The organism is Pseudomonas sp. GB2N2 (assembly GCF_054897705.1).
The window spans coordinates 60,330-80,868 of record NZ_CM142701.1; the positions used below are offsets into that span (position 1 = coordinate 60,330).

At 59.2% G+C, this 20,539-nt stretch carries 22 protein-coding genes and 3 pseudogenes; 16 read left to right on the forward strand and 9 right to left on the reverse strand.

Annotated features, from left to right (window positions below; genetic code table 11):
- Nucleotides 1-18: 18 nt before the first annotated feature.
- Together ACYZT4_RS00280 and ACYZT4_RS00285 are read right to left on the reverse strand one after the other, a co-directional pair.
- A pseudogene (locus ACYZT4_RS00280) lies at nucleotides 19-840 on the reverse strand (class I SAM-dependent methyltransferase).
- Nucleotides 841-901: 61 nt separating this feature from the next.
- The gene (locus ACYZT4_RS00285) at nucleotides 902-1,339 is read right to left on the reverse strand and encodes a GNAT family N-acetyltransferase (protein WP_461984334.1); all 438 of its coding nucleotides are present in this window, start codon (nucleotides 1,337-1,339) and stop codon (nucleotides 902-904) included.
- A gap of 335 nt (nucleotides 1,340-1,674) precedes the next feature.
- Here ACYZT4_RS00285 and ACYZT4_RS00290 point away from each other — a divergent pair, with 335 nt between their 5' ends.
- From ACYZT4_RS00290 to ACYZT4_RS00315, 6 genes and pseudogenes are all read left to right on the forward strand, one after another.
- Nucleotides 1,675-2,616, forward strand: a complete 942-nt coding sequence (locus ACYZT4_RS00290) for a fatty acid desaturase (RefSeq protein WP_461984336.1) — start codon at nucleotides 1,675-1,677, stop codon at nucleotides 2,614-2,616.
- A gap of 50 nt (nucleotides 2,617-2,666) precedes the next feature.
- Nucleotides 2,667-3,458, forward strand: a complete 792-nt coding sequence (locus tag ACYZT4_RS00295; RefSeq protein ID WP_461984338.1) for a phosphate/phosphite/phosphonate ABC transporter substrate-binding protein — start codon at nucleotides 2,667-2,669, stop codon at nucleotides 3,456-3,458.
- 184 nt (nucleotides 3,459-3,642) lie between these two features.
- Nucleotides 3,643-4,176, forward strand: coding sequence for a sigma-70 family RNA polymerase sigma factor (locus tag ACYZT4_RS00300; protein WP_461984340.1), 534 nt, complete (start codon nucleotides 3,643-3,645; stop codon nucleotides 4,174-4,176).
- Nucleotides 4,173-5,186, forward strand: coding sequence for an ABC transporter substrate-binding protein (locus ACYZT4_RS00305; RefSeq protein WP_461984342.1), 1,014 nt, complete (start codon nucleotides 4,173-4,175; stop codon nucleotides 5,184-5,186). Before ACYZT4_RS00300 ends, ACYZT4_RS00305 begins: the two co-directional genes overlap by 4 nt.
- A 628-nt stretch (nucleotides 5,187-5,814) precedes the next feature.
- Nucleotides 5,815-6,438, forward strand: a pseudogene (locus ACYZT4_RS00310) (PAS domain-containing protein); the annotation flags it as partial.
- Nucleotides 6,439-6,597: 159 nt separating this feature from the next.
- Nucleotides 6,598-7,029 (forward strand): annotated as a pseudogene (locus ACYZT4_RS00315) (methyl-accepting chemotaxis protein); the annotation flags it as partial.
- A 51-nt stretch (nucleotides 7,030-7,080) separates the two neighbouring features.
- On the opposite strand, the gene ACYZT4_RS00320 reads toward ACYZT4_RS00315, so the two are convergent.
- From ACYZT4_RS00320 to gntR, 3 genes are all read right to left on the reverse strand, one after another.
- Entirely contained in the window at nucleotides 7,081-7,629 is a 549-nt protein-coding gene (locus ACYZT4_RS00320; RefSeq protein WP_461984344.1) for a hypothetical protein, read from the reverse strand.
- Between the two features lie 179 nt (nucleotides 7,630-7,808).
- A complete protein-coding gene (locus ACYZT4_RS00325; RefSeq protein ID WP_461984346.1) occupies nucleotides 7,809-8,441 on the reverse strand; it encodes a glutathione S-transferase family protein in 633 nt (210 codons plus the stop codon).
- Between the two features lie 20 nt (nucleotides 8,442-8,461).
- Nucleotides 8,462-9,493: an HTH-type transcriptional regulator GntR gene (gene gntR, locus ACYZT4_RS00330; RefSeq protein ID WP_461984348.1), complete on the reverse strand. Its 1,032-nt coding sequence runs from the start codon at nucleotides 9,491-9,493 to the stop codon at nucleotides 8,462-8,464.
- 215 nt (nucleotides 9,494-9,708) lie between these two features.
- On the opposite strand from gntR, the gene ACYZT4_RS00335 reads away from it, so the two are divergent.
- Together ACYZT4_RS00335 and ACYZT4_RS00340 are read left to right on the forward strand one after the other, a co-directional pair.
- Nucleotides 9,709-10,242: a gluconokinase gene (locus tag ACYZT4_RS00335; protein ID WP_461984349.1), complete on the forward strand. Its 534-nt coding sequence runs from the start codon at nucleotides 9,709-9,711 to the stop codon at nucleotides 10,240-10,242.
- A gap of 78 nt (nucleotides 10,243-10,320) precedes the next feature.
- Nucleotides 10,321-11,673 carry a GntP family permease gene (locus tag ACYZT4_RS00340; RefSeq protein WP_461984351.1) on the forward strand — a complete coding sequence of 451 codons (1,353 nt, stop codon included), beginning with the start codon at nucleotides 10,321-10,323 and terminating at the stop codon, nucleotides 11,671-11,673.
- 74 nt (nucleotides 11,674-11,747) lie between these two features.
- Here ACYZT4_RS00340 and ACYZT4_RS00345 read toward each other — a convergent pair whose 3' ends face one another.
- Nucleotides 11,748-12,626 (reverse strand): RHS repeat-associated core domain-containing protein, encoded by an 879-nt coding sequence (locus ACYZT4_RS00345; RefSeq protein WP_461984353.1) that lies wholly within the window; start codon nucleotides 12,624-12,626, stop codon nucleotides 11,748-11,750.
- 203 nt (nucleotides 12,627-12,829) lie between these two features.
- Nucleotides 12,830-14,047, reverse strand: a complete 1,218-nt coding sequence (gene alaC, locus ACYZT4_RS00350) for an alanine transaminase (protein WP_461984355.1) — start codon at nucleotides 14,045-14,047, stop codon at nucleotides 12,830-12,832.
- A 141-nt stretch (nucleotides 14,048-14,188) separates the two neighbouring features.
- Here alaC and ACYZT4_RS00355 point away from each other — a divergent pair, with 141 nt between their 5' ends.
- The 5 genes from ACYZT4_RS00355 to ACYZT4_RS00375 all read left to right on the forward strand — a co-directional run bounded on the left by ACYZT4_RS00355 (nucleotide 14,189) and on the right by ACYZT4_RS00375 (nucleotide 16,636).
- Entirely contained in the window at nucleotides 14,189-14,851 is a 663-nt protein-coding gene (locus tag ACYZT4_RS00355; protein WP_461984357.1) for a LysE family translocator, read from the forward strand.
- A gap of 67 nt (nucleotides 14,852-14,918) precedes the next feature.
- A complete protein-coding gene (locus ACYZT4_RS00360) occupies nucleotides 14,919-15,404 on the forward strand; it encodes a GyrI-like domain-containing protein (RefSeq protein WP_461984359.1) in 486 nt (161 codons plus the stop codon).
- 44 nt (nucleotides 15,405-15,448) lie between these two features.
- Nucleotides 15,449-15,937 (forward strand): GNAT family N-acetyltransferase, encoded by a 489-nt coding sequence (locus ACYZT4_RS00365; protein WP_461984361.1) that lies wholly within the window; start codon nucleotides 15,449-15,451, stop codon nucleotides 15,935-15,937.
- A gap of 98 nt (nucleotides 15,938-16,035) precedes the next feature.
- A complete protein-coding gene (locus ACYZT4_RS00370; RefSeq protein ID WP_461988825.1) occupies nucleotides 16,036-16,302 on the forward strand; it encodes a type II toxin-antitoxin system Phd/YefM family antitoxin in 267 nt (88 codons plus the stop codon).
- Nucleotides 16,295-16,636: a hypothetical protein gene (locus tag ACYZT4_RS00375; protein ID WP_461984362.1), complete on the forward strand. Its 342-nt coding sequence runs from the start codon at nucleotides 16,295-16,297 to the stop codon at nucleotides 16,634-16,636. The genes ACYZT4_RS00370 and ACYZT4_RS00375 overlap by 8 nt, the downstream gene beginning before the upstream one ends.
- 78 nt (nucleotides 16,637-16,714) lie before the next feature.
- Here ACYZT4_RS00375 and ACYZT4_RS00380 read toward each other — a convergent pair whose 3' ends face one another.
- Nucleotides 16,715-17,200: a GNAT family N-acetyltransferase gene (locus ACYZT4_RS00380; RefSeq protein ID WP_461984364.1), complete on the reverse strand. Its 486-nt coding sequence runs from the start codon at nucleotides 17,198-17,200 to the stop codon at nucleotides 16,715-16,717.
- Between the two features lie 140 nt (nucleotides 17,201-17,340).
- Here ACYZT4_RS00380 and ACYZT4_RS00385 point away from each other — a divergent pair, with 140 nt between their 5' ends.
- From ACYZT4_RS00385 to ACYZT4_RS00395, 3 genes are all read left to right on the forward strand, one after another.
- Entirely contained in the window at nucleotides 17,341-17,766 is a 426-nt protein-coding gene (locus ACYZT4_RS00385; RefSeq protein ID WP_461984366.1) for a YybH family protein, read from the forward strand.
- A 76-nt stretch (nucleotides 17,767-17,842) separates the two neighbouring features.
- Nucleotides 17,843-18,187 carry a YciI family protein gene (locus tag ACYZT4_RS00390; protein WP_461984367.1) on the forward strand — a complete coding sequence of 115 codons (345 nt, stop codon included), beginning with the start codon at nucleotides 17,843-17,845 and terminating at the stop codon, nucleotides 18,185-18,187.
- Between the two features lie 56 nt (nucleotides 18,188-18,243).
- Nucleotides 18,244-19,479, forward strand: a complete 1,236-nt coding sequence (locus ACYZT4_RS00395) for an RNA polymerase sigma factor (RefSeq protein ID WP_461984369.1) — start codon at nucleotides 18,244-18,246, stop codon at nucleotides 19,477-19,479.
- A 118-nt stretch (nucleotides 19,480-19,597) separates the two neighbouring features.
- On the opposite strand, the gene ACYZT4_RS00400 is transcribed toward ACYZT4_RS00395, so the two are convergent.
- On the reverse strand, nucleotides 19,598-20,452 hold the full coding sequence (locus ACYZT4_RS00400; protein ID WP_461984370.1) for a LysR family transcriptional regulator: 855 nt from the start codon (nucleotides 20,450-20,452) through the stop codon (nucleotides 19,598-19,600).
- Between the last annotated feature and the right edge of the window lie 87 nt (nucleotides 20,453-20,539).

Below are 20,539 nucleotides of genomic sequence, written 5' to 3' on the forward strand. Positions count from 1 at the left end.
CCATGAGCCTTTAGTGCATCAATTCGCGGGTTTGACGAACCGCAATGTCATGCGATCCGACTCGCCAATCGCCAGGTATTTCGCCTTGTCCTTCTCCCCCAGCGTCAACGTCGGTGGTAGCGTCCAGACGCCTTCCGGATAATCCTTGGTGTCCTTCGGATTGGCGTTGATCTCGCTCTGAGCCTGCAGCTTGAACCCGGCGTCTGTCGCCAGTTTGACCACGTAATCGGTGGTCAGGTAACCGCTGTGCTTGATGTCGTCCAGCGATGCGCCGTCCTTGGCCCGATGATCGACCACGCCCAGTACGCCGCCCGGCTTCAGCACCTTGAAAAACGCTGCGAAAGTCTTCGCTGAGGTATCGGCGAGCACCCAGTTGTGCACGTTGCGAAAGGTCAGCACGGTGTCGGCGGAACCAGGTTTGCCGAATTCAGGGTTTTTTGGATCGAACTCCAGCACCTGCGCCTTCGCATATTGCGCGGGGACAGCGGCGTATTTGGCCTTGAGTTTTTCTTCATTCTTGCGCGCGTAGTCGCTGATTGTCGGCGCCTGGACCGCGGCCACGTAATGCCCGTGTTCCTTGAGCAGCGGCGCGAGCAATTCACTGTACCAGCCGTTGCCGGGGGTGATTTCAATTACGGTCTGTTTTGGCGCCAGACCGAAGAACTGCAATGTCTGTTGCGGATGACGATAGCCATCGCGGGCGACGTTCTCCGGTGCGCGCTAGGTGCCTTTCAACACCTCGGCATATTGCTGGGCGGTGACCGTTGGCGGTTCGGCGGCGTGGCCGAGGACAGGAGCAATAAGGGCGGCAAGCGTCAAAGCGAGGAGGGCAGGTTTCATGAAGCGTCCTGAGTGGAGTCGAAGTCGACCCCGAGGCTAGCACGCAGCAATCTTCGCCCGATCACACATTATCGACGGTCGACCTCACCAACGGTTCTAAGCCCATGGCGATCATCGGTTTGCTGCGCGCGTAACGGTTCAGGCGGTCGACCATGGCGAAAGGCATGGGAGGGTCGAAGCTGAAGCCGCGGCGCTCATAAAAGCCACGCAGATCCGGGTGGCAAAACAGCCAGACCGGCTGGTCGAGACCGTTTACCGCCTCGGCGATCAATGCCGCCGCGATCCCTTGTTCGCGCCACGCCGGATCGATGAACAAACCGGTCAACCAATGCCCGCCCGAGACCGGCCTCAGGCACAGGGCGCCAACGATCTCGTCGCGCCGGGCGACCCAGAGCCGAGCGTCGCGGACGGCTTTCATCGACGATTGGTGAGCGCGATAAAACTTGTTCATCAGGGGCCATGATGGCTCGGCGAGCAGGGCGTACTGGGTGACGGGCATGGGCGAGGTCTATGTGTGCGTGAAGCGCGCGATTATAAAAGAACGCGCGGCGGGGGATAGGTGTATACCTGATCTCACATCCCGTATGAGTGGAGTACGTATCATGGCCAAAGGCATGGATTCAAAAAAAGCGGCAAAGAAAAAACCGGCAAAAACCGCCGATGAAAAGCGCGCGGACAAGAAGGCCAAGAAGGTGGATGTGTTCGGTCATTGATCCTGCTCTGACGATCGTTCCCACGCTTTGCTTGGGAACGATCACATCAACATGAAATAATCTGCAAGATTTCCCTGCGCCACTGCACAGAGGGGGACTGGTCCCCGATCTGAGCATCGCCATGCCCCATTACTTCGATAGTGCCCACCGAAAAGAAATCGAATCCCTGCGCCAACGCCTGACGGCTCGCACCGAGTGGCCGACCTGGCTGCTGCTGATCGGTGTGTACGCCGGCTGGTTCAGCATCGTGCTCGGCAGCGATCGTCTGGGCTTGTGGTGGAGCACATTGCTGCTGATCCCCTTGGTGGTGCTCTGGCTCTCGGTGCAACACGAATTGCTCCACGGGCATCCGACCCGCTGGACTTCGCTGAACAAAATCCTCGGCTACGCACCGTTCGCCGTCTGGTATCCCTACACCCTGTATCGCGACAGTCACCTGCTGCATCACCGCGACGAAGACCTGACCCTGCCCGGCATCGATCCGGAAAGCCGTTACCTGAGCGCCGAACAGTGGCAAGGTCATTCTCTGTTCGAGCAGAGCCTGCACTGGCTCAACAAAACCGTGCTCGGGCGCTTCCTCCTCGGCGCGCCGCTGGGCTTGCTGGCGCTGGCGAAAGACGAGTTGAAACGCCTGAAATCGGGTGATCGGCAGGCCTGGTTGATGTGGCTGAGCCACGGCGCACTGACCCTGCTGATGCTGCTGATCGTTGCCCGCTACAGCGTGCTGCCGGTGTGGCATTACCTGTTGCTGATCAGTGTGCCGGCGCTGTCGATTGCGATGATCCGCTCTTACTATGAACACCGTCCGCATGCGCAACCCGAACAGCGCACCGTGCTCAATGAAGCCGCCTGGCCGTGGCGCTGGTTGTTCCTGAACCTTAATTTTCATCTGGTGCATCATGACTTGCCTGGCTTGCCGTGGTACGACTTGCCTCGCGCCTATCACAGCCGTCGCGAGCAATGGCTGGCGCGCAGCGGCGGCTTTCTGGTGCAGGGTTATGGGCAGTTGTGGCGGGAGAACGGGGTCAAGGCGATCGACAGCCCGAGACATCCCTCCCACTGATTGCACATGCGATCCCCCGTACAATTGAATTCGCTGTATGGAAGATTTTGATGACCCATGACATCGCCGAACTACTGATGTACGTCGCCCCCGCCCCCATCCGCCAGGCTAACGAGCGCTGGCTGACGCGGATCGTGGAGCGTCTGGGCGCCACCCGCCGCAACGCCGAATCTGTGTCGCTGATGGAGCTGTGGTTGTCTGCGCACTTGCTGCTGACGCAAACCTGCGGGTATCCGTTGATGACCGCTTTGCGTGGGCAGGTGCGGGTGGTCGGTCGGCCCCGTTATGAACTGCCGGACAGCAGCGGCGGCATCCATTGCAGCCTGCTGCTGAGTCGCGCCGATGATCCACGCCGGATGTTGCCCGCATTTCTTGGCAGCCGTGGGGTGATCAATAGCGAAGACTCCAATAGCGGCATGAACCTGCTGCGTCAGCGACTGGCGCCACTGCACCGCGACGGGCAGTTCTTCGCCAGTGTCGGCATCAGTGGCGGTCACCGTGAAAGCCTGCGCTGGTTGCGCGAAGACCAGGCTGACCTTGCGGCCATCGACAGCGTGACCTTTGCCTATCTGGCACGGCACGCCGAAGAGGAAGTGGCAGGTCTGCGAGTGGTGGTGCGCAGCGCGTTCAGCCCGACGTTGCCGTATATCACTGTGGCGACGGCTAGCGATGAACAGGTTGAGGCGTTGCGGCGGGTGATGAACGAGACGTTGCGCGAGTTGCCTGAGGTGGCGGAGGTCCTCGGTTTACAGGAGGTGCTGCCGGCCAGCGAAAGTGTCTATCAGATTGTTCTCGACTATCAGCAAGAGGCCGAGGCGTTGGGGTTTGGGCGGTTGCGTTGACGGGAGATTTTTCGCGGGCTTGCCTCGGGCGGCGATCCAACGAAAGCGTCCCTCCAGACACCGCAGAAATTGCTAAATAGAATATAAAAATACTTTTTAAGTCTTATTAAAGAATAAGGCTCCTTGCTAGGATTCGCGTCACCGGAACACCGGACATTCAGCGACCCTAACCCCTGGAGCCTCTATGTCCGGCACCGACCTTTCCCATCGTAATGCCGTGGGCGGATTGTTCCGCGCCCATTACCCCTGGCTGTGCGCAAGCCTGCGCCGACATCTGGGAGCGAGTTCCAGTGTCGAAGACATCGCCGCCGAAACCTTTGCGCAATTGCTCGAATCGCCCGGCCTGATGCCGATCCGCGAGCCTCGCGCCTTGCTCACCACCATTGCCCATCGGCTGATCTATCAGCTCTGGCGCCGCCGCGACCTCGAACGTCGGCACCTCGAGCAACTGCACCACTTCGATCAGCCGCACGCGAACTCGCCCGAAAAACTGCTGCAACTGACCCAGGCGTTGCATGGCCTCGACCGAACGCTGGAGCGATTGCCGGGCAAGGTCCGGGCAACCTTCCTGTTGTCGCGCATCGATGGTCTGACCTACCCGCAAATTGCCACCGAACTGGGCATTTCCCAGCGTTCGGTCAGCGTCTACATGACCCGCTCCCAAGCGTTGTGCGTCCAGCACAGCGCCAATGAACCCTTGCACCAGAGGTCCGCATGAACACAATAAAAACCCTGCTTGGCAGTTCGCTGCTGGCCCTCAGCCTCGTGGCTGGCCACGTGCCCGCTGCGGAAAAAACCGCGCCGATCCACTTCGGCGACATCACCTGGGAAAGCGGCAGCCTGATCACCGAGATCCTGCGGTTGATCGTCGAAAAAGGTTACGGCTACCCGACAGACACGTTGCCGGGCAGCACCGTCAGCCTCGAAGCGGCGCTGGCCAAGAACGACATTCAAGTGATCGGCGAAGAGTGGGCGGGACGCAGCCCGGCGTGGGTCAAAGCCGCGTCGGAGGGCAAAGTGTTCGGCCTGGGTGACACCGTCAAAGGCGCCACCGAAGGCTGGTGGGTACCGGAATACGTGATCAAGGGCGACCCGGAGCGGGGGATCAAACCGCTCGCGCCGGAGCTGAAATCCGTCGCTGACCTGGCGCGCTACAAAGACGTGTTCCGCGACCCGGAAGACCCAAGCCGCGGGCGCTTCCTCAACAGCCCCACCGGCTGGACGTCGGAGATCGTCAACAGCCAGAAACTCAAGGCCTACGACCTGACTGCCAGCTTCGTCAACTTCCGCACCGGCTCCGGCGCGGCGCTGGATGCCGAAGTGGCCTCGTCGATCCGTCGTGGCAAACCGGTGTTGTTCTACTACTGGTCGCCAACGCCGTTGCTGGGTCGCTTCAAACTGGTGAAACTCGAGGAACCGCCGTTCGACGCCGAAGCCTGGAAAACCCTGGCGGATGCCAACAACCCCAATCCAAAAGGTACGCGATCGATGCCAGCGAGCCTGGCGATTGGCGTGTCCGCACCGTTCAAGACGCAGTACCCGGACTTGGTGTCGTTCTTCGAGAAAGTCGATTTTCCGATCGATTTGCTGAACCAGACGCTGGCGCAGATGAGTGAAAAACGCCTGCAACCGCGTCAGGTCGCTGAAGCGTTCCTGCGCGATCAGCCGCAGATCTGGAAGGGTTGGGTGCCGGGGGAGGTGGCTACCAAGGTGAGTGCGAGTCTGTAATGTTGCTGTGACTGAAAGATTGCCATCGTCGGATCGCCGCCCGGGGCGAGCCCGCGATGGTCTTAAGGCTTACGAAGATTCAGCTGTCTATGCCGCAATTACGGCAGGTCGAGAACCCCCTTCTTTTGACGTTTTTGGCCTAGATACTGGCCGACTAATGGCCTTGCAAGCCCATTGCGGCTGTCTATGCTCAGTCATAATTAACTATGTCGGTCGCCGTGAAGGCCGTCGTTCAGGCTCAAGAGTGTGCAATCCAAGGCACCGGTGCTGAGCATCAAGGAAGTTTTACGTAGATGGAGTTACTTATGAAAAAGTTAGGGCTGGCCCGGTCCCGGGCTATCAAGAGACGGATGTCTTGATAAGAGCGTTGCAACCTGGACTCTCCGATTCAACATCATTGATCACCTGACAATTCCTCCTATGGAGGAATGCGTGTGCCTGTTCCATGGAACGTTGTGGTGGATACGTTGAAAGACCGAAGAACTTTCATCAATCAAAAGACCGCGCTTAGGGTGATACGACCATGTTTAACCTACATCACAAGGCTGACCTGCTGGAAATCGAACGCTACAGCTGTGCGCTGACCGAAGCCAACGCCAAGTTGGCCGCCGTCAGCCGTTCGATGGCAATGATTGAGTTCACCCCCGAAGGCATCATCATCGATGCCAACGAAAACTTTTGCGCCACGATGGGTTACAGCGCCGAAGAAGTGCGTGGCAAACATCACCGGATCTTTTGCGAAGAGGCGTATTACCGCAGTGAACCCTACGCCAAATTGTGGCGCGATCTGGCACGAGGCGAACCGGTCAGTGGCACGTTCCTGCGCGTGAACAAGAGCGGCAAGGAGATCTGGCTTGAAGCCAGTTACATGCCGGTTTTGGGTGCGGATCGTCAAGTGAAAAGTGTGATCAAAGTGGCGTCGGACATTTCTGCCAGAGTTTCAAAAGAACACGAAAACGAAAGCATGCTCGCGGCGATAGGCCGTTCCATGGCCGTGATCGAATTCACCCCCGAGGGGAATGTGATTGCCGCCAATGAAAACTTTCTGAAGACCACGCATTACGCGCTCAATGAAGTGGTCGGTCACCACCACAGCCTGTTTTGCCATCGCGCCGAAGCCGAATCCCAGTCGTACAGAGCGTTCTGGGCGTCACTGAATCGCGGCGAATATCACTCGCACCGTTTCGAACGACGAGACAAATACGGCCACACCATTTTCCTCGAAGCGTCCTACAACCCGTTGTTCGACACCAAGGGCCGGCTGTACAAAGTGGTCAAGTTCGCCAGCGACATCACGAATCAAGTGACCACGCTGCAAACCGCCGCCGAATCCGCCCACAGCACGTCGGTACAAAACGACGCCTGCGCGCAAAAAGGGTCGCAGGTGGTGCAGCAAACGGTGCAGATTATTCAGGACATTTCCAGGGATTTGAACGAGGCGGCGCTGAGCATCGATGCGGTCAGCAAGCAGTCCGACATCATCGGCACCATTGTCCAGACCATACGCGGCATTGCCGATCAGACCAACCTGCTGGCGCTCAACGCCGCCATCGAAGCCGCGCGAGCCGGGGAGCACGGGCGCGGGTTTGCAGTGGTTGCCGACGAGGTTCGCAGCCTCGCCGCCCGCACGAGCCAGGCGACGCTGGAGATCGTCGACGTGGTGCGCAGGAACCATGATTTGTCATTGAGTGCGGTGTCGAGCATGCAGTCGAGCCTGAGCCGAACCGGGCTTGGCGTTGAACTGGCGAACGAGGCGGGGGAAGTGATCCTGGAGATTCAGCAAGGGTCGCGGCATGTGGTGGATGCGATCAGCCAGTTCAATTCAACGCTGCAGTTGAATTAGCCCCACTCCCTGTAGCAGCAGGCTGCGCCAGCTGCTACAGGTTGTGCGTTGTTACAGCGCCGCTAGGAATTTATCGACTACTTGCGCGGTGCCTTTCTCGCTGCTGCCGTCGGCTTTGTCAGCCTGCGCCAGTTTCATCTTGTCTTGCAGACGCTCGGCAATCTCTTTGCTGATCGCCAGTTGTTTCTCCGGCGGCATGGCTTTCAGGTCTTCTTCGGTAATGCCCATCTCATCCAGAATACTGTCGCGCAATCGCTGTTCCGGCGTTTTGCTCATGTAGTCCTTGAAGTCGGCCATGGCCTTGCTTTCTCCGGCCTTGGGCAGGGACGTGGCATCGGTCGCTTGCAACGCCACGCGGGTTTTCGCAAACGCTTCATCGACGTTGTCGCTGATCTTGCTGGCGGCGTTGACCTGCTCCGTGGCGAGTGCGGAGACGGGAGCCTGAATCGGGCCCGCGTACTTCGAAGTCTGGATCTGCAGATTGTTCTGTACGTTCTGCATCAACGCGGCTTGAAGACCGGCGGCGGCGTCCACGGTCGGATCCTCACCCGGCTTCTTCGGCAGCGGCGTTGTTAGGTTCTGTTTAGCACTGACCAACATGATAGGTAGACCTGTGGGAGTGGGTGGTCGCCATGCCGGAGCAATTACCATGCCTGCTTGATAAGTCCTTGTATTTCAATGGTTGGCTTTCGCATCGAGCATGCACAGCGGTCATCCGCTGCCGGGTGGCGGCAGCGGATGACCGCTCCCTGCGCCAATGTTGGCCTCATCCCGTTCCGTCACGGCAATCCGTTGCAGCCGTGCTTCAGAAACCCCGGACGTTGCGCCAACCGTTGAAAATACTCGTCGATAGCCGGGAAGTCGGGGCGGTCCATCGGTGTCATCAGCCAGCGGTTGACCGACAGGCCGATGACGATGTCGGCCAGGGTGAAGTGCGTCCCGACAACGAAGGCTTTAGTGGCTGCGAGTTGATGTTCGAGAATCGCCATCTTCTGATTCCAGCCGCGCAGGCCGACGGCAATCCGATGCGCGTCCTGGAATTCCGGATCTTTGCGCATCAGCGCGGTAAATGCGTAGCTCCAGGACGTGTTGAGATCAGTGGCCTGCCAATCCATCCACTGCTCCACCCGCGCGCGCGCGGCCGATTCGTGCGGCAGCAGATCAGTGTTTTGGTGTTTGCCGGTCAGATAGCGGCAGATGGTATTGGACTCCCACAGCACGCCGGCATCGTCGATGATCACTGGCACTTGGGCGTTGGGGTTGAGTCGAGTAAATTCCGGGCTGTGGGTCGATGCGAACCCGCTGCCCCAGTCTTCGCGCTCGTAGGAAAGGCCCAGTTCGTCGCAGGTCCACAGGACTTTTCTGACGTTGATGGAGGACGCCTTGCCGAGAATTTTCAATACGTGTTCCATGGAAACACTCCTCTGAAAGGTCAGGTGCTTTCGCGCACCTTCAGTTCAAATCCCATGTCCTGCACCGGTTTCGCCACCGTGTTGCCCGCCATCAAGGTCAGCATCTGCTCCGCCGCGCGGCGGCCAATGGCCTCGCGCGGCGTGCTGATGCTGCTCAGGCGCGGGACCATGTGCGCCGAGGCCGGCAGGTCGTTGAAACCGAGGATCGCCACTTGTTCGGGGATCTTGATCCCACAGCGCATCGCTTCAAGAAGGGCGCCCTGTGCGAGGTCGTCGTTGCCGAAGAAGATCGCATCGACATCAGGGTGACTGGCGAGCAATTGCAGGAACAGCTCGCCGCCCAGGCCGACCGAAGACGCACGCGGCGTCAGCACTTCCAGGTCCGGGTCATACAGACCGGCTTTCTGCAGCGCTTTGCGAAACCCTTCGCCACGCAACAAGGTGCGTTGGTCGAGTTGCGCACCGATATACGCCAGGCGCTTGCGACCGCGAGACAACAAATGTTCCGCCGCCGTTTCGCCGGCAGCGAGTTGCGAAAAACCCACGCAGTTGAGGCCGGCGGCGCTGTCCAGTTCCATCATGTACACGCAGGGAATGTTGCTCGCCTCGATCATCCGTCGCGAACTTTCCGTGCGGTCAAACCCGGTCAGCAGCAAGCCGCGCGGCTGATACGCCATGTAATTGCGCAGCAGGTTTTCTTCTTCATCGCGCGAGTAGTGGAAGTTGCCGATCAGCACTTCGAAGCCCTTGGGGCGCAAAACCTGATGAATGGCTTCCAGGGTGTCGATGAACAACAAGTTGGACAGCGACGGCACTAAAACCACCACCGAATGGCTCTGGGCCGAGGCCAGTGCGCGGGCGGCGGGGTTGACCACGTAGTTCAGTTCCAGCGCGGCTTTCTGCACTTTTTCCAGCAGTTCGGTGGCGACCGTGCTGACGCCACGCAAGGCGCGGGACGCGGTAATCGGGCTGACCCCGGCCAGTCGCGCCACCTCATTGAGGGTAGGACGGCCAGTGGTGCGCGAATTTTTATCGTTTTTAGAGGAGGTCATCGGGCGGCTTGCCAAACAAAATTCAAGGCACTAAGGTAGCGCTGTCCCGAAGCAGCTGCAAATGCGTAAGCGAGTTTTGCCTGAACCTCGCTTTTCGGCGTTGGGAACGAACATGCTGCAACCCACAAAAATGACAAGAAGGCGTCGGCAACTTCTGCTTTTGCTCTGGTGTCATAACCGACAAAGGTAGCGCTGTCTGCGCGCTGAGGTGTTACATGAATCATCCCATCACCGCCCTGGTCATCATGGGTGTTGCCGGTTGCGGCAAGACAAGCGTCTGCGATGCCCTGTGCGAGCTCAGCGGCGCTACAGCCATTGAAGGCGATACTTTCCATCCTGCCGCCAACATCGAAAAGATGAGCGCGGGCATTCCCCTGAACGACGACGACCGTGCCGGCTGGCTCGACAGCCTGTGCGATGAATTGCGCCGCGTCGACGCCACGGGCCAGCGCCCGGTGTTGACTTGCTCGGCCCTCAAACACAGTTACCGCGAAGTATTGCGCAGCGCCTTGCCGGGCCTGGGTTTCGTGTTTCTGGAACTCACGCCTGAAGTGGCCGCCGACCGTGTCTCCCATCGGCCGGGGCACTTCATGCCGTCGACCCTGATCGACAGTCAGTTCGCCACCCTTGAATCCCCCGTTGGCGAGCCGCTGACCCTGGCCCTCGACGCTTCGATCCAGAGCGTCGACGAACTGGCGGTCGAGGCGCACCACTGGTGGCTGGCGCATGGGCTGAAACGCGCTGGTTGATTTTGCTTGAAGAGATAGCGCTGTCCTTACGACTTTCGAATTACCCGCTTTAATAACAACAACCAGGAGACACCCCCAATGTTTGGCATGTCCCACGAGACGTTCCTGCTGCTCGATGCAGTGGTCACGGTGATCGGGCTTATTTTCCTGATCACCCAGTTCAAGTTCCATCCGTTCATTGCCCTGATCATTGCCGCAGCCTTCCTCGGGCTGACCTCCGGCATGCCGATCGGCACCATCATCAAGGCGTTCCAGGACGGCTTCGGTGGCGTGCTCGGTTTTGTCGGGATCATCCTGGCGCTGGGCACCATGCTCGGCAAAATGATGGCCGAGTCCGGCGGGGCCGATCAGATCGCGCAGACGCTGATTCGCGCGTTCGGTAAAGACAAGGTGCAGTGGGCGATGATGTTCGCCGCGTTCCTGGTCGGCATTCCGCTGTTCTTCGAAATCGGTTTCGTGTTGCTGATCCCGCTGGTGTTTATCGTCGCCCGGCGCACCGGTGTGTCGATCATCAAGATCGGTATCCCGCTGCTGGCCGGTCTGTCCGCCGTGCACGGCCTGGTGCCACCGCACCCGGGCCCACTGCTGGCCATCGGCGTGTTCGGTGCCGACATCGGTAAAACCATTCTGTACGGTCTGATCGTGGCGCTGCCGACGGCCATCATCGCCGGTCCGATCTACGGCACGTTCATTTCCAAGTACATTCCCGGCACGCCTAATCAGGAGCTGGTGGATCAACTGGCCCGCGAACCGGACGCGAAAGAACTGCCAAGCTTCGGCATCACCCTGATCACCGTGCTGCTGCCGGTGTTCCTGATGCTGCTGAAGACGTTCGCTGACGTGGTGCTGCCGGACGGCAACTTCTTCCGTTCCTTCATGGACCTGATCGGTCACCCGATCTCGGCGCTGTTGCTGGCGTTGCTGCTGTCGCTGTACACCTTTGGCCATCGCCAGGGCATCGGTTCCAGTCAAATCCTGAAACTGCTGGATTCCAGCCTCGCGCCGACCGCCGCGATCATCTTGATCATCGGTGCCGGTGGTGGCTTCAAACAGATGCTGGTGACCAGCGGTGTGGGTGACGTGATCGGCCACATGGCGGTGAACGCGCAGATCTCGCCGATCTTGCTGGCGTGGCTGGTGGCGGCAGTGATCCGTATCGCAACCGGCTCGGCGACCGTGGCGACCATTACCGGTGCCGGCATCGTGGTGCCGGTGGTGGGGATGATTCCGGGTGTGAACCGTGAGCTGCTGGTGTTGGCCACCGGTGCCGGCTCGTTGATCCTGTCCCACGTTAACGACGCGGGTTTCTGGTTGGTTAAGCAGTATTTCAACATGACCGTGGCGGAAACGTTCAAGACCTGGACAGCGATGGAGACCATCCTGTCGGTGGTGGGGTTGGGCTTTATTCTGTTGTTGTCGTTGTTCGTTTAAGCACATTCGGCAGAAAAAAAACCGCAGCGATGCGGTTTTTTTGTTGGCATTGATCCTGATGGTGAGAGTCAGCTTCACATCCGCCGTACTTCATTATTTCGGTTGAGAAGATTTGATCGAAGAGACGAATCAGATCGCATGCTGGCAAAACCCGATTCACCGCTTGAGAAGCTAGGAAGTGAGATGTTGACACTGCTGGGTGTGGTAGCGGAGCTGGTGTCGGAATAGTGACTGTTTGATGAGCTCTTGGAGACGAAGCTGGATGTAGAAGTACTGCGAGACACGGCCCTGCTTGGCGAAGAAGTTGGAGCAGTAACTTGTACGGAGGGTGTTTGTCTTGTCCCCGAGGAACTGCTCGTAACTGCAGAGCTCGAGTGATTTTGAGGGCCTTTCCATGTCAGCTTCGTTTGTGCTCTTTTTCTTCCAGGCGCAGTAGCGTGAGGACGCGAACTGAAAGTGTTTCTAGACTCAACAGCGACTTGCAAATACTCAACTTGACTGACCTTTGTTGCCGTTCTGCCCGCGCTTGCACTACCAGTTCCGACGGGCGAGAAAATGGGCCAAACATAATCCGCAAACTTGTCCGAAATGACATTCAAAACCCTACTAAACCAGGCCTCCCCCGACGGATCCGCACGCATCACCGGCTCACACCCACAATACGCATAACCATTAAATCCACCCTTTGCGAACGGGCTGAATCTGTCCGGGCTATGAAAGCGCATCAATCGCGGGTTATAGACGCGGTATCCCTTCCCCAAAAAATACCAGTCAGCCTTCGCTTCGCGCAGTTCGCCGTTAAACCCCAAGTGCGTCATGACCTCCTGTCGGGAGGATCGCTGACCATAGGGGGAATACGCGAGGTGGTGAATGCTGCCAGCCATCTCGGCTAGCACCGTGCTTTTATTGTCGCCGGCTATTATCTGGATGCGGGCAGGTTTTGATGTGGGCATTGGTAAGGCCTTGTGCCTGGCGACACGTCAATAAAGGCCCCCAGCATTTCACGTTGTTCAAGTGCCAGGAACTGACAGAACTACCAGGTTTTCCTGAAAGCACCAAAACCGAATGCAGGAGCTGGCTTGCCAGCGATGCAGGCGACTCGGGCTGACCTAGAACCGGGTCGACGCCAATCGCTGGCAAGCCAGCTCCTACAGGGTTATGCGTTGGATTTGCTGACCAAGCCATCCGCCCGGAACATCCCGCGAATCCCGCGCACGGCCTGGCGAATCCGGTCCTGGTTTTCGATCAGTGCGAAGCGCACATGATCATCCCCATACTCGCCAAACCCGACACCCGGCGAGACGCAGACCTTGGCGTCGGCCAGCAGTTTCTTGGCAAACTCCAGCGAACCCAAATGCGCATACGCCTCGGGAATTTTCGCCCAGACGTACATCGACGCTTTTGGATTCTCGACCATCCAGCCCAGTTCATGCAGGCCCTTGACCAGCACGTTGCGCCGCTGCCGGTACTGCTCGGCGATGTCTTTCACGCACTGCTGATCGCCTTCCAGCGCGGCAATTGCCGCGACTTGCAGCGGGGTGAACGTGCCGTAGTCGTGGTAGCTCTTGATCCGCGCCAGAGCGTTGACCAGTTCCGGGTTGCCGACCATGAAGCCGATGCGCCAGCCCGCCATGTTGTAGCTCTTGGACAGGGTGAAAAATTCCACCGCGATGTCCTTGGCGCCGGGTACTTGCATGATCGACGGGGCTTTCCAGCCGTCGTAGACAATGTCGGCGTACGCCAGGTCGTGCACCACCAGCACGTCGTACTGCTTGGCGAGGGCGATGACGCGCTCGAAGAAATCCAGCTCCACGCACTGTGCGGTCGGATTGGACGGGAATCCGAGGATCATCATTTTCGGTTTCGGGATCGAGCCACGAATCGCCCGTTCCAGTTCGTCGAAGAAATCCACGCCCGGGATCAGCGGCACCGAACGCACCTGGGCGCCGGCAATCACGGCACCATAGATGTGAATCGGGTAGCTCGGGTTCGGCACCAGCACGGTATCGCCCTGGTCGAGGGTGGCGAGCATCAAATGCGCCAGGCCTTCCTTGGAACCGATGGTGACAATGGCTTCGGTTTCGGGGTCGATGTCGACCTCGTAACGATCCTTGTACCAGTTGGAAATCGCCCGGCGCAGACGCGGAATGCCCTTGGACGTGGAGTAGCCATGGGTGTCTTCGCGCTGGGCGACGGTGACCAGTTTTTCGACAATGTGCTTCGGCGTCGGGCCGTCGGGGTTGCCCATGCTCAAGTCGATGATGTCTTCGCCACGACGACGGGCGGCCATCTTCAGCTCGGCGGTGATGTTGAAAACGTAAGGGGGGAGTCGATCTATGCGCGCAAAGCGGCGCGGCGAACCTTGTTCGGCCATTGAGGGGTGCCTCGGTACGTAAGCGCCCGGAACCGTCCGAGCGACGCTGGTCACTGCGGTGACCTGTGGCGGAATGTAAGGGCAGCTGTGGCAGACTGTCCAGCCTCTACGTAAACAATTTTTTCCGAAGGAAATCGGTTGATGGAATTTAGCAGTGGCTTCTTGCTGAGCCTTTCTCTGTGCCTGGACATTGGTGTGGCCAATATCGCGATGATCACCCTGGCGATGCAACGCGGCTATTTTCAAGGTTTTGCGCTGGGGTTGGGCACCTGTGTCGGCGACCTGATCTACGCCGTGCTGGCGCTGGCCGGCATGACCGTTTTGCTGCAATACGAAACCGTGCGTTGGGTACTGTGGATTGGCGGCTCTGCGCTGCTGATTTATTTCGCGGCGAAGATGATCTATTCGGCGATCCATCACGAGGCGTTGCTGGCCGAGACCGCCGATGTGGGACACAACTCCCATCGCAAGGAATTCTTTCGCGGGATCTTCCTCGCCATGTCGTCCCCCAGCGCCATTCTCTGGTTCGCCGCGGTGGGCGGCACGCTGATCGCGCGTTCCGGTGGTGGCGGGCCGCTCAGCTCGGCACTGTTTCTCGGCGGGTTTCTCTGCGCCGGCCTGCTGTGGTCCGCCGGCCTGTGTTTCGCGGCGAGCCATGGCGGCAAGCTGCTCGGCGACAAACTGCTGCGCTATTGCTATATGGCATCGGCGGCGATCTTCTGCTATTTCGCGGTGTACGTGATCCTATCGGGTTACAACGAGTTTATTGGCGCGGGCGCCGTCGAGGCGCTGCACACCCTCTGACTGGGCGAATCGGGTTTGACTTCTATACTCCTAGCCGAACCCATTTTTTTGATCCAGGAGTCGAGTCATGGATGCTCCAACAGACAGCAAACCGGCCGAGCCACGCTTCGAACATGGGCACTTCCTGCTCATCGCCGGGCTTGGCGGACGATTCACTCAGGACACCGTGAAACGCATCCCTGAACTCTGGGAACAATTCATCCCGCACATCGGTAAAATTCCAGGCCAGAAAGACGAAGCGACCTACGGCATCTGCTGCAATCCGGATGGCAACGGCGGCTTCGAATACATTGCCGGCGTCGAAATCGACAAGCTCGATGACCTTCCGGAAAAATACCGCTGGGTCGAGATTCAACCCCAGCATTACGCTGTGTTCGAGCACAAAGGTTCGCTGGACCAGTTGCCCGCCACCTTCCAGTACATCTGGAAAACCTGGTTGCCGCAGTCCGGCAAAGAGGCAGCAGACGCCCCGGAATTCGAACGCTACAGCGAAGACTTCAACCCGAAGCTCAACACCGGCGTGCTGGAAATATGGCTGCCGCTCAAGGCGTGATGCCCTATGATTGGCGGCCTGTTCAACGCTGAAACCGAGCCGCCATGACCACCGTTATCCGTCACGTTCTACCCACCGACCTCGACCGCTGCTTCGCCATCGAAACCGAAGCCTACGAAGGCGACGAAGCCGCCACCCGCGAGAAAATCGCCACCCGCATCGCCACCTGGCCCGAGGGATTTATCGTCGCCGAAGTGGATGGCGTCGTCGCCGGTTTCATCAACGCCGGGGCGGCGTTTCAGGTGGAAATGTCGGACGAAGCGTTCAAGGAGCTGATTGGCCACGACCCTGCCGGCCCGCAGGTAGTGATCATGTCGGTGGTGGTGCACCCGGATTATCAGGGCCTGGGCGTGGCGAAGCGCTTGATGGGTGAGTTCATCGAGCGCATGCGCGGGTTGGGCAAAACCCACATTCACCTGATGTGCAAGGAGCGGCATATTCCGTTGTATGCCGGATTCGGGTTTGCCTATGTCAAACCGTCGGCGTCGGATCATGGCGGGATGGCGTGGCATGAGATGGTATTGGCGTTGTGACGGGAAAAATGAAACCTTGAGATTAGGTTTTTAATGGCCTAAATTCAGACCTTGTTGTGCTGGCCGAACTGTCCTGGCGGCTAGCAGAGGAGTGAATGATGCGAGTGGAAACTATCAGTTTCGTTAAAAAGAACGCAGCGGCGCTGGACCTTTCCGAGCCGATGCTCGTTACGCAAAATGGCGTTCCGGCCTATGTGATCGAGTCTTATGAGGAGCGCAAGCGACGAGATGAAGCGATTGCCCTAATCAAACTTCTTTCGTTCTCATCTCGCGACAAGGAACAGGGAAAGTTGATTTCCGGCGATACGTTGTTGGCCCGGCTGGCACAGCGCCGCCAATTGCAATCAGACGATAACGATGCCTGAGGCCTTCAAGGTAGAGTTCGCGACTGCTGCGGAACATGGGGTTGTTTCACTGGAGCACTATCTGACGCAGCGGTACGGTCGCAAAAAAGCGGCGGAGATGGTGGATAAACTGGTAATGCAGATCGTTACAGCGCTGAGCACCCAGGCCGGTGTTTATGGTGTTTGTCAGGAGGCGGCGTCCCTTGGGGTCACGCATTTTCGTGAATACTTGCCTTTGGGGCAGCGAGTTTTGTATGAGGTGTTTCCGAGCGAGCGCCTTGTAGTAGTCGCTTTGGTCATCGGTCAGCGCCAAAGTATTGAGAAGCAACTGCTCGACTACTGCCTTCTACTTTGAAGCCACTCAAAACAAAAAGGGTTGTCTCGAGGCAACCCTTTCTATTGGTGTTCAATTGATATTTTCTCGCCTAGCCCATCAGAAAATCAGGCCCATCCGGCGCTCGTAGCCAATTCGGCCCCTGTACGCTTCCCCGCTATCGACCCAACCAAACTTCGCATACAGCGCAATCGCCGCCGCATTGTCCGCATCCACCGACAACTCCAGCGCCTTGATCTGCGGAAACGCCTCGCGTGCGACCTCGGGCAACGCTTGCAGGCAGGCCTTGCCATAACCTTTACCTTGATGATGCTGGTCGACTTGCAGCGCATGCAGCGTGGCGCTGTGTTCGTCGGCCCAGACGGGCAAGACCGGCGGACGCTTGAGCAGCAGGAACGCGACGGGAATGTCATTCACCAGCAGGGCAAAGCCTTTGACCCCAGGGCCGGGTTTGGACAGCAAGCTGTGCAGCGCACCGTGGATGTCGCCGGAGAATTTGATCTGTTCCTGATGAACTTCAATGGCCTCGACCTGTTGGCGCTGGTGCGCATTCAGGCTGTCGTAAGGCACGAGTCGGGTGGTCACTGGAGTGTCCTTTTTCCAAGATAAACAAGCCTCGGATTCTAGCGAGTTTGCGCCCATGGTTTATTTTTATCTGAAGGTCGATTTGGCATTTCGCCAGACGACCAAGGGTGTCTTCACACTAAAAACCACGGAGAACCACCATGAGCGCTACCCACGATATCGAAACCTTGATCGACACCTATCGCCAGGCGGTCATCGCCAAGGATGTCGAGAAAATCATGGCGCTGTACGCCGACGAGATTGTCTCCTACGACGCGGTCAAGGCCTTGCAAATTCGCGGCAAGCCTGCCTATCGCGCGCATTGGCTGGAATGCATGGAAATGTGCCCGGGCCCGCAAACCTTCGACTTCGACTACATGAACGTCGTGGCGGATGAACACATTGCCTTCGCCCATTGGCTGGCCCATTGCGGCGGCACCAACGACAAGGGCGAAACCCAGGCCTGCTGGATGCGCGTGACCGCCTGCTATCGGCGCGAGGCCGGGTTATGGCGCATTGTCCACGAGCACTGGTCGGCGCCGTTTGACATGGAAAGCGGCTCGACGCTGTTCGGTCTGCAGCCCTGATCGTCGGGAAGCGGTGCCAGAACGCCATACGGCAGCCATAGTTAATCAGGTTGATCAGTCCGATGCGGAGTGTCCGATGAAGTATTTATGCCTGGTCTACAGCAACGAACAGGAATTGCACTCCCTGCCTGAAAGCCCCAAGGACGCCGAGTGCATCGCCTACTCCGAATCGATCGACGGCAGCGGCCGGATGCTCGCCGGCGAAGCGCTGGAGTCAGTGCAGACCGCCACCACCGTGCGCATGCGCAACGGCAAGATGTCGATCACCGACGGCCCCTTCGCCGAAACCAAGGAGCAGTTGGCCGGCTTCTACCTGATCGACGCCAAGGACCTCAATGAAGCGCTGCAGGTCGCGGGGAACATTCCGGCGGCGCGGGTCGGCTGTGTCGAGGTGCGCCCGATTCGTCAATTGAATCCCTGACGCGCAGAAAAGGAGATTCCCATGGTGACGTTTAAGATTGAAGGCATGCAGGACTGATGTCGGGCGTGGCGGTCAAGGCTCGGGTCGAGCAGGTTTACCGCGAAGAGTCGCGGCGGATCCTGGCGACCCTGATCCGTTTGCTCGGCGATTTCGACCTCGCTGAAGAAGCGCTGCACGAGGCGTTTTTTATCGCGGTGGAGCGATGGCAGCGTGACGGCGTGCCGAATAATCCGCGGGCCTGGCTGGTGTCTACCGGGCGCTTCAAGGCCATCGACGTGTTGCGCCGCCGCGCACGGTTTGCCGCGTCACGGCCCCTGTTGATCGCGCAATTGGAGGCGCTGGAGCAGGCTGACTGGAGTGACGAAGACGTGGAAGACGATCGGCTGCGCCTGATTTTCACCTGCTGCCACCCTGCACTGGCGGCGGATGCGCAAGTGCCGCTGACGTTGCGCGAAGTCTGCGACCTGACCACCGAGGAAATTGCCCGGGCGTTTCTTTGCGCGCCGGCCACCATTGCCCAGCGGATCGTGCGGGCCAAAGCGAAAATCCGCGACGCAAAAATCCCCTATCAAGTGCCGACGCTGGCGGAGTTGCCCGAGCGACTCGACAGTGTGCTGCGGGTAATTTACCTGGTGTTCAACGAAGGTTACTCGGCGTCCATCGGCACCGAGCTGACCCGCGATGAAATGACCCGCGAGGCCATTCGTCTAGGGCGCCTGCTGATGGAATTATTGCCCGAGCCCGAGGTGATGGGCCTGCTGGCACTGATGCTGCTGCACGAGTCACGGCGTCCGGCGCGGACGTCGGCGAGTGGTGAGTTGATCCTGCTGGATGATCAGGACCGTTCGCTGTGGGACGCCGACCTGATTGCCGAGGGCTGTGCGCTGATCGAACGGGCGCTGGGCACGCGACGATTCGGGCCTTACTGCCTGCAAGCCGCCATCGCGGCGGTGCACGCCGAGGCGACGACACCGGCGGCGACCGACTGGCTGCAGATCGTCGGGCTGTACGACGTTCTGCTGGCGGCCGTGCCGTCGCCGGTGATCGAGTTGAACCGCGCGGTGGCGATCTCCAGGCGCGATGGGATTTTGGCGGGGTTGACGTTGATCGAAGGCATTCTGGCGCGCGGGGCATTGCAGGATTACCACTTGGCGCATTCGGCGCGGGCGGAGTTTTGTCGGCAGTTGGGTCGCGTGGATGAAGCGCGGGCGGCGTATGAGCGGGCATTGGCATTGACGCAACAGGTGCCGGAGCGGCGGTTTATCGAGGCGCGGATCAGGGCGTTAAAGTAAGGTGATTTTGCGGGCCCCATCGCCGGCAAGCCGGCTCCCACAGGGGCTTGTGCCGGTCTCAAATTTTGTGCACATCGCAATCCCTGTGGGAGCGGGCTTGCCCGCGATGGCCGCGCCGCTATTCCAACATCTTGCCCAACAACCAGCTACCCGCCGGCCCCGGTGGATGCAGTCGCGACCACAGCGCATCGACAAACAGCGGTTTCGGCCACCCACGCACGTTCAATTCCTGCAACGTCCCGGCACCAAACCGCCCCACCAGCCAGCGCGGCAACGGCGCCCAGCCAAACCCGCCCTGGGCCATTTCCAGCAGCATCAAATAACTCGGTGCCGACCAGACACGCCCCTTCGCGCGGATTTCATACGGATTGACGATCGTCGCCAACCGCAACTCCCGGTGTTGTTGCAACTGTTCCTGATCAATCCCCGCCAGCGCCGCCAACGGATGCTCGCGGGACACGAATAGCGCGATCTCCGTGCGCTCCTGCACCGTTGAACTGACCAGGTCCGGCGGGTAGCCGTCCTGCTGCTCGGCGAACGCGACGTGGGCTCGACCGTTTTGCACCAGCGCTATCAGATCGTCGCATTCCGCGATCAGGCATTCGAGTTCCAGGTCCGGGTAACGATGTTCGAAGGCACTGAGCGCCGCTTCGAAACGGTCAGATTGATAGGTGTCGGAAATCGCCACGGTCAGCTTCGGTTCGACGCCTTGCGACAACTGGCTGGCGGTCATTTCCAGGCGGCTGGTGGCCGCCAGAATCTCCTCGGCCCGTTGCAACATCACATGCCCGGCCGGAGTCAGGGCCGGTTTGCGGCTGCTACGGTCGAACAGGATCAGGTCCAGATCGATCTCCAGGCTCGCCACCGCCGCGCTGATGGTTGACTGGCTGCGGCCCAACTTGCGCGCCGCCGCAGAAAACGAACCCTGAGTCGCCGCTTGCACAAACGCCTGCAACACTTCCTGAGAGGCCATGAACTATCGCTCTGATCGATGGTTATTGGTTATGAAGTATCGGTGCGAGGCGGGATCATGGCAACACAGTCACTGAGGAGTTCTGAC

What these genes read in the sequence shown, in the direction of transcription:
- ACYZT4_RS00400 (WP_461984370.1), bottom strand. Translation starts at nt 20,452, where the DNA reads ATGGCCTCTCAGGAAGTGTTGCAGGCGTTTGTGCAAGCGGCGACTCAG.
- ACYZT4_RS00345 (WP_461984353.1), bottom strand. Translation starts at nt 12,626, where the DNA reads ATGCCCACATCAAAACCTGCCCGCATCCAGATAATAGCCGGCGACAAT.
- ACYZT4_RS00305 (WP_461984342.1), top strand. Translation starts at nt 4,173, where the DNA reads ATGAACACAATAAAAACCCTGCTTGGCAGTTCGCTGCTGGCCCTCAGC.
- ACYZT4_RS00355 (WP_461984357.1), top strand. Translation starts at nt 14,189, where the DNA reads ATGGAATTTAGCAGTGGCTTCTTGCTGAGCCTTTCTCTGTGCCTGGAC.
- ACYZT4_RS00370 (WP_461988825.1), top strand. Translation starts at nt 16,036, where the DNA reads ATGCGAGTGGAAACTATCAGTTTCGTTAAAAAGAACGCAGCGGCGCTG.
- ACYZT4_RS00290 (WP_461984336.1), top strand. Translation starts at nt 1,675, where the DNA reads ATGCCCCATTACTTCGATAGTGCCCACCGAAAAGAAATCGAATCCCTG.
- ACYZT4_RS00375 (WP_461984362.1), top strand. Translation starts at nt 16,295, where the DNA reads ATGCCTGAGGCCTTCAAGGTAGAGTTCGCGACTGCTGCGGAACATGGG.
- ACYZT4_RS00285 (WP_461984334.1), bottom strand. Translation starts at nt 1,339, where the DNA reads ATGCCCGTCACCCAGTACGCCCTGCTCGCCGAGCCATCATGGCCCCTG.
- ACYZT4_RS00340 (WP_461984351.1), top strand. Translation starts at nt 10,321, where the DNA reads ATGTTTGGCATGTCCCACGAGACGTTCCTGCTGCTCGATGCAGTGGTC.
- ACYZT4_RS00385 (WP_461984366.1), top strand. Translation starts at nt 17,341, where the DNA reads ATGAGCGCTACCCACGATATCGAAACCTTGATCGACACCTATCGCCAG.
- ACYZT4_RS00295 (WP_461984338.1), top strand. Translation starts at nt 2,667, where the DNA reads ATGACCCATGACATCGCCGAACTACTGATGTACGTCGCCCCCGCCCCC.
- alaC (WP_461984355.1), bottom strand. Translation starts at nt 14,047, where the DNA reads ATGGCCGAACAAGGTTCGCCGCGCCGCTTTGCGCGCATAGATCGACTC.
- ACYZT4_RS00390 (WP_461984367.1), top strand. Translation starts at nt 17,843, where the DNA reads ATGAAGTATTTATGCCTGGTCTACAGCAACGAACAGGAATTGCACTCC.
- ACYZT4_RS00360 (WP_461984359.1), top strand. Translation starts at nt 14,919, where the DNA reads ATGGATGCTCCAACAGACAGCAAACCGGCCGAGCCACGCTTCGAACAT.
- ACYZT4_RS00335 (WP_461984349.1), top strand. Translation starts at nt 9,709, where the DNA reads ATGAATCATCCCATCACCGCCCTGGTCATCATGGGTGTTGCCGGTTGC.
- ACYZT4_RS00395 (WP_461984369.1), top strand. Translation starts at nt 18,244, where the DNA reads ATGTCGGGCGTGGCGGTCAAGGCTCGGGTCGAGCAGGTTTACCGCGAA.
- ACYZT4_RS00320 (WP_461984344.1), bottom strand. Translation starts at nt 7,629, where the DNA reads ATGTTGGTCAGTGCTAAACAGAACCTAACAACGCCGCTGCCGAAGAAG.
- gntR (WP_461984348.1), bottom strand. Translation starts at nt 9,493, where the DNA reads ATGACCTCCTCTAAAAACGATAAAAATTCGCGCACCACTGGCCGTCCT.
- ACYZT4_RS00325 (WP_461984346.1), bottom strand. Translation starts at nt 8,441, where the DNA reads ATGGAACACGTATTGAAAATTCTCGGCAAGGCGTCCTCCATCAACGTC.
- ACYZT4_RS00365 (WP_461984361.1), top strand. Translation starts at nt 15,449, where the DNA reads ATGACCACCGTTATCCGTCACGTTCTACCCACCGACCTCGACCGCTGC.
- ACYZT4_RS00300 (WP_461984340.1), top strand. Translation starts at nt 3,643, where the DNA reads ATGTCCGGCACCGACCTTTCCCATCGTAATGCCGTGGGCGGATTGTTC.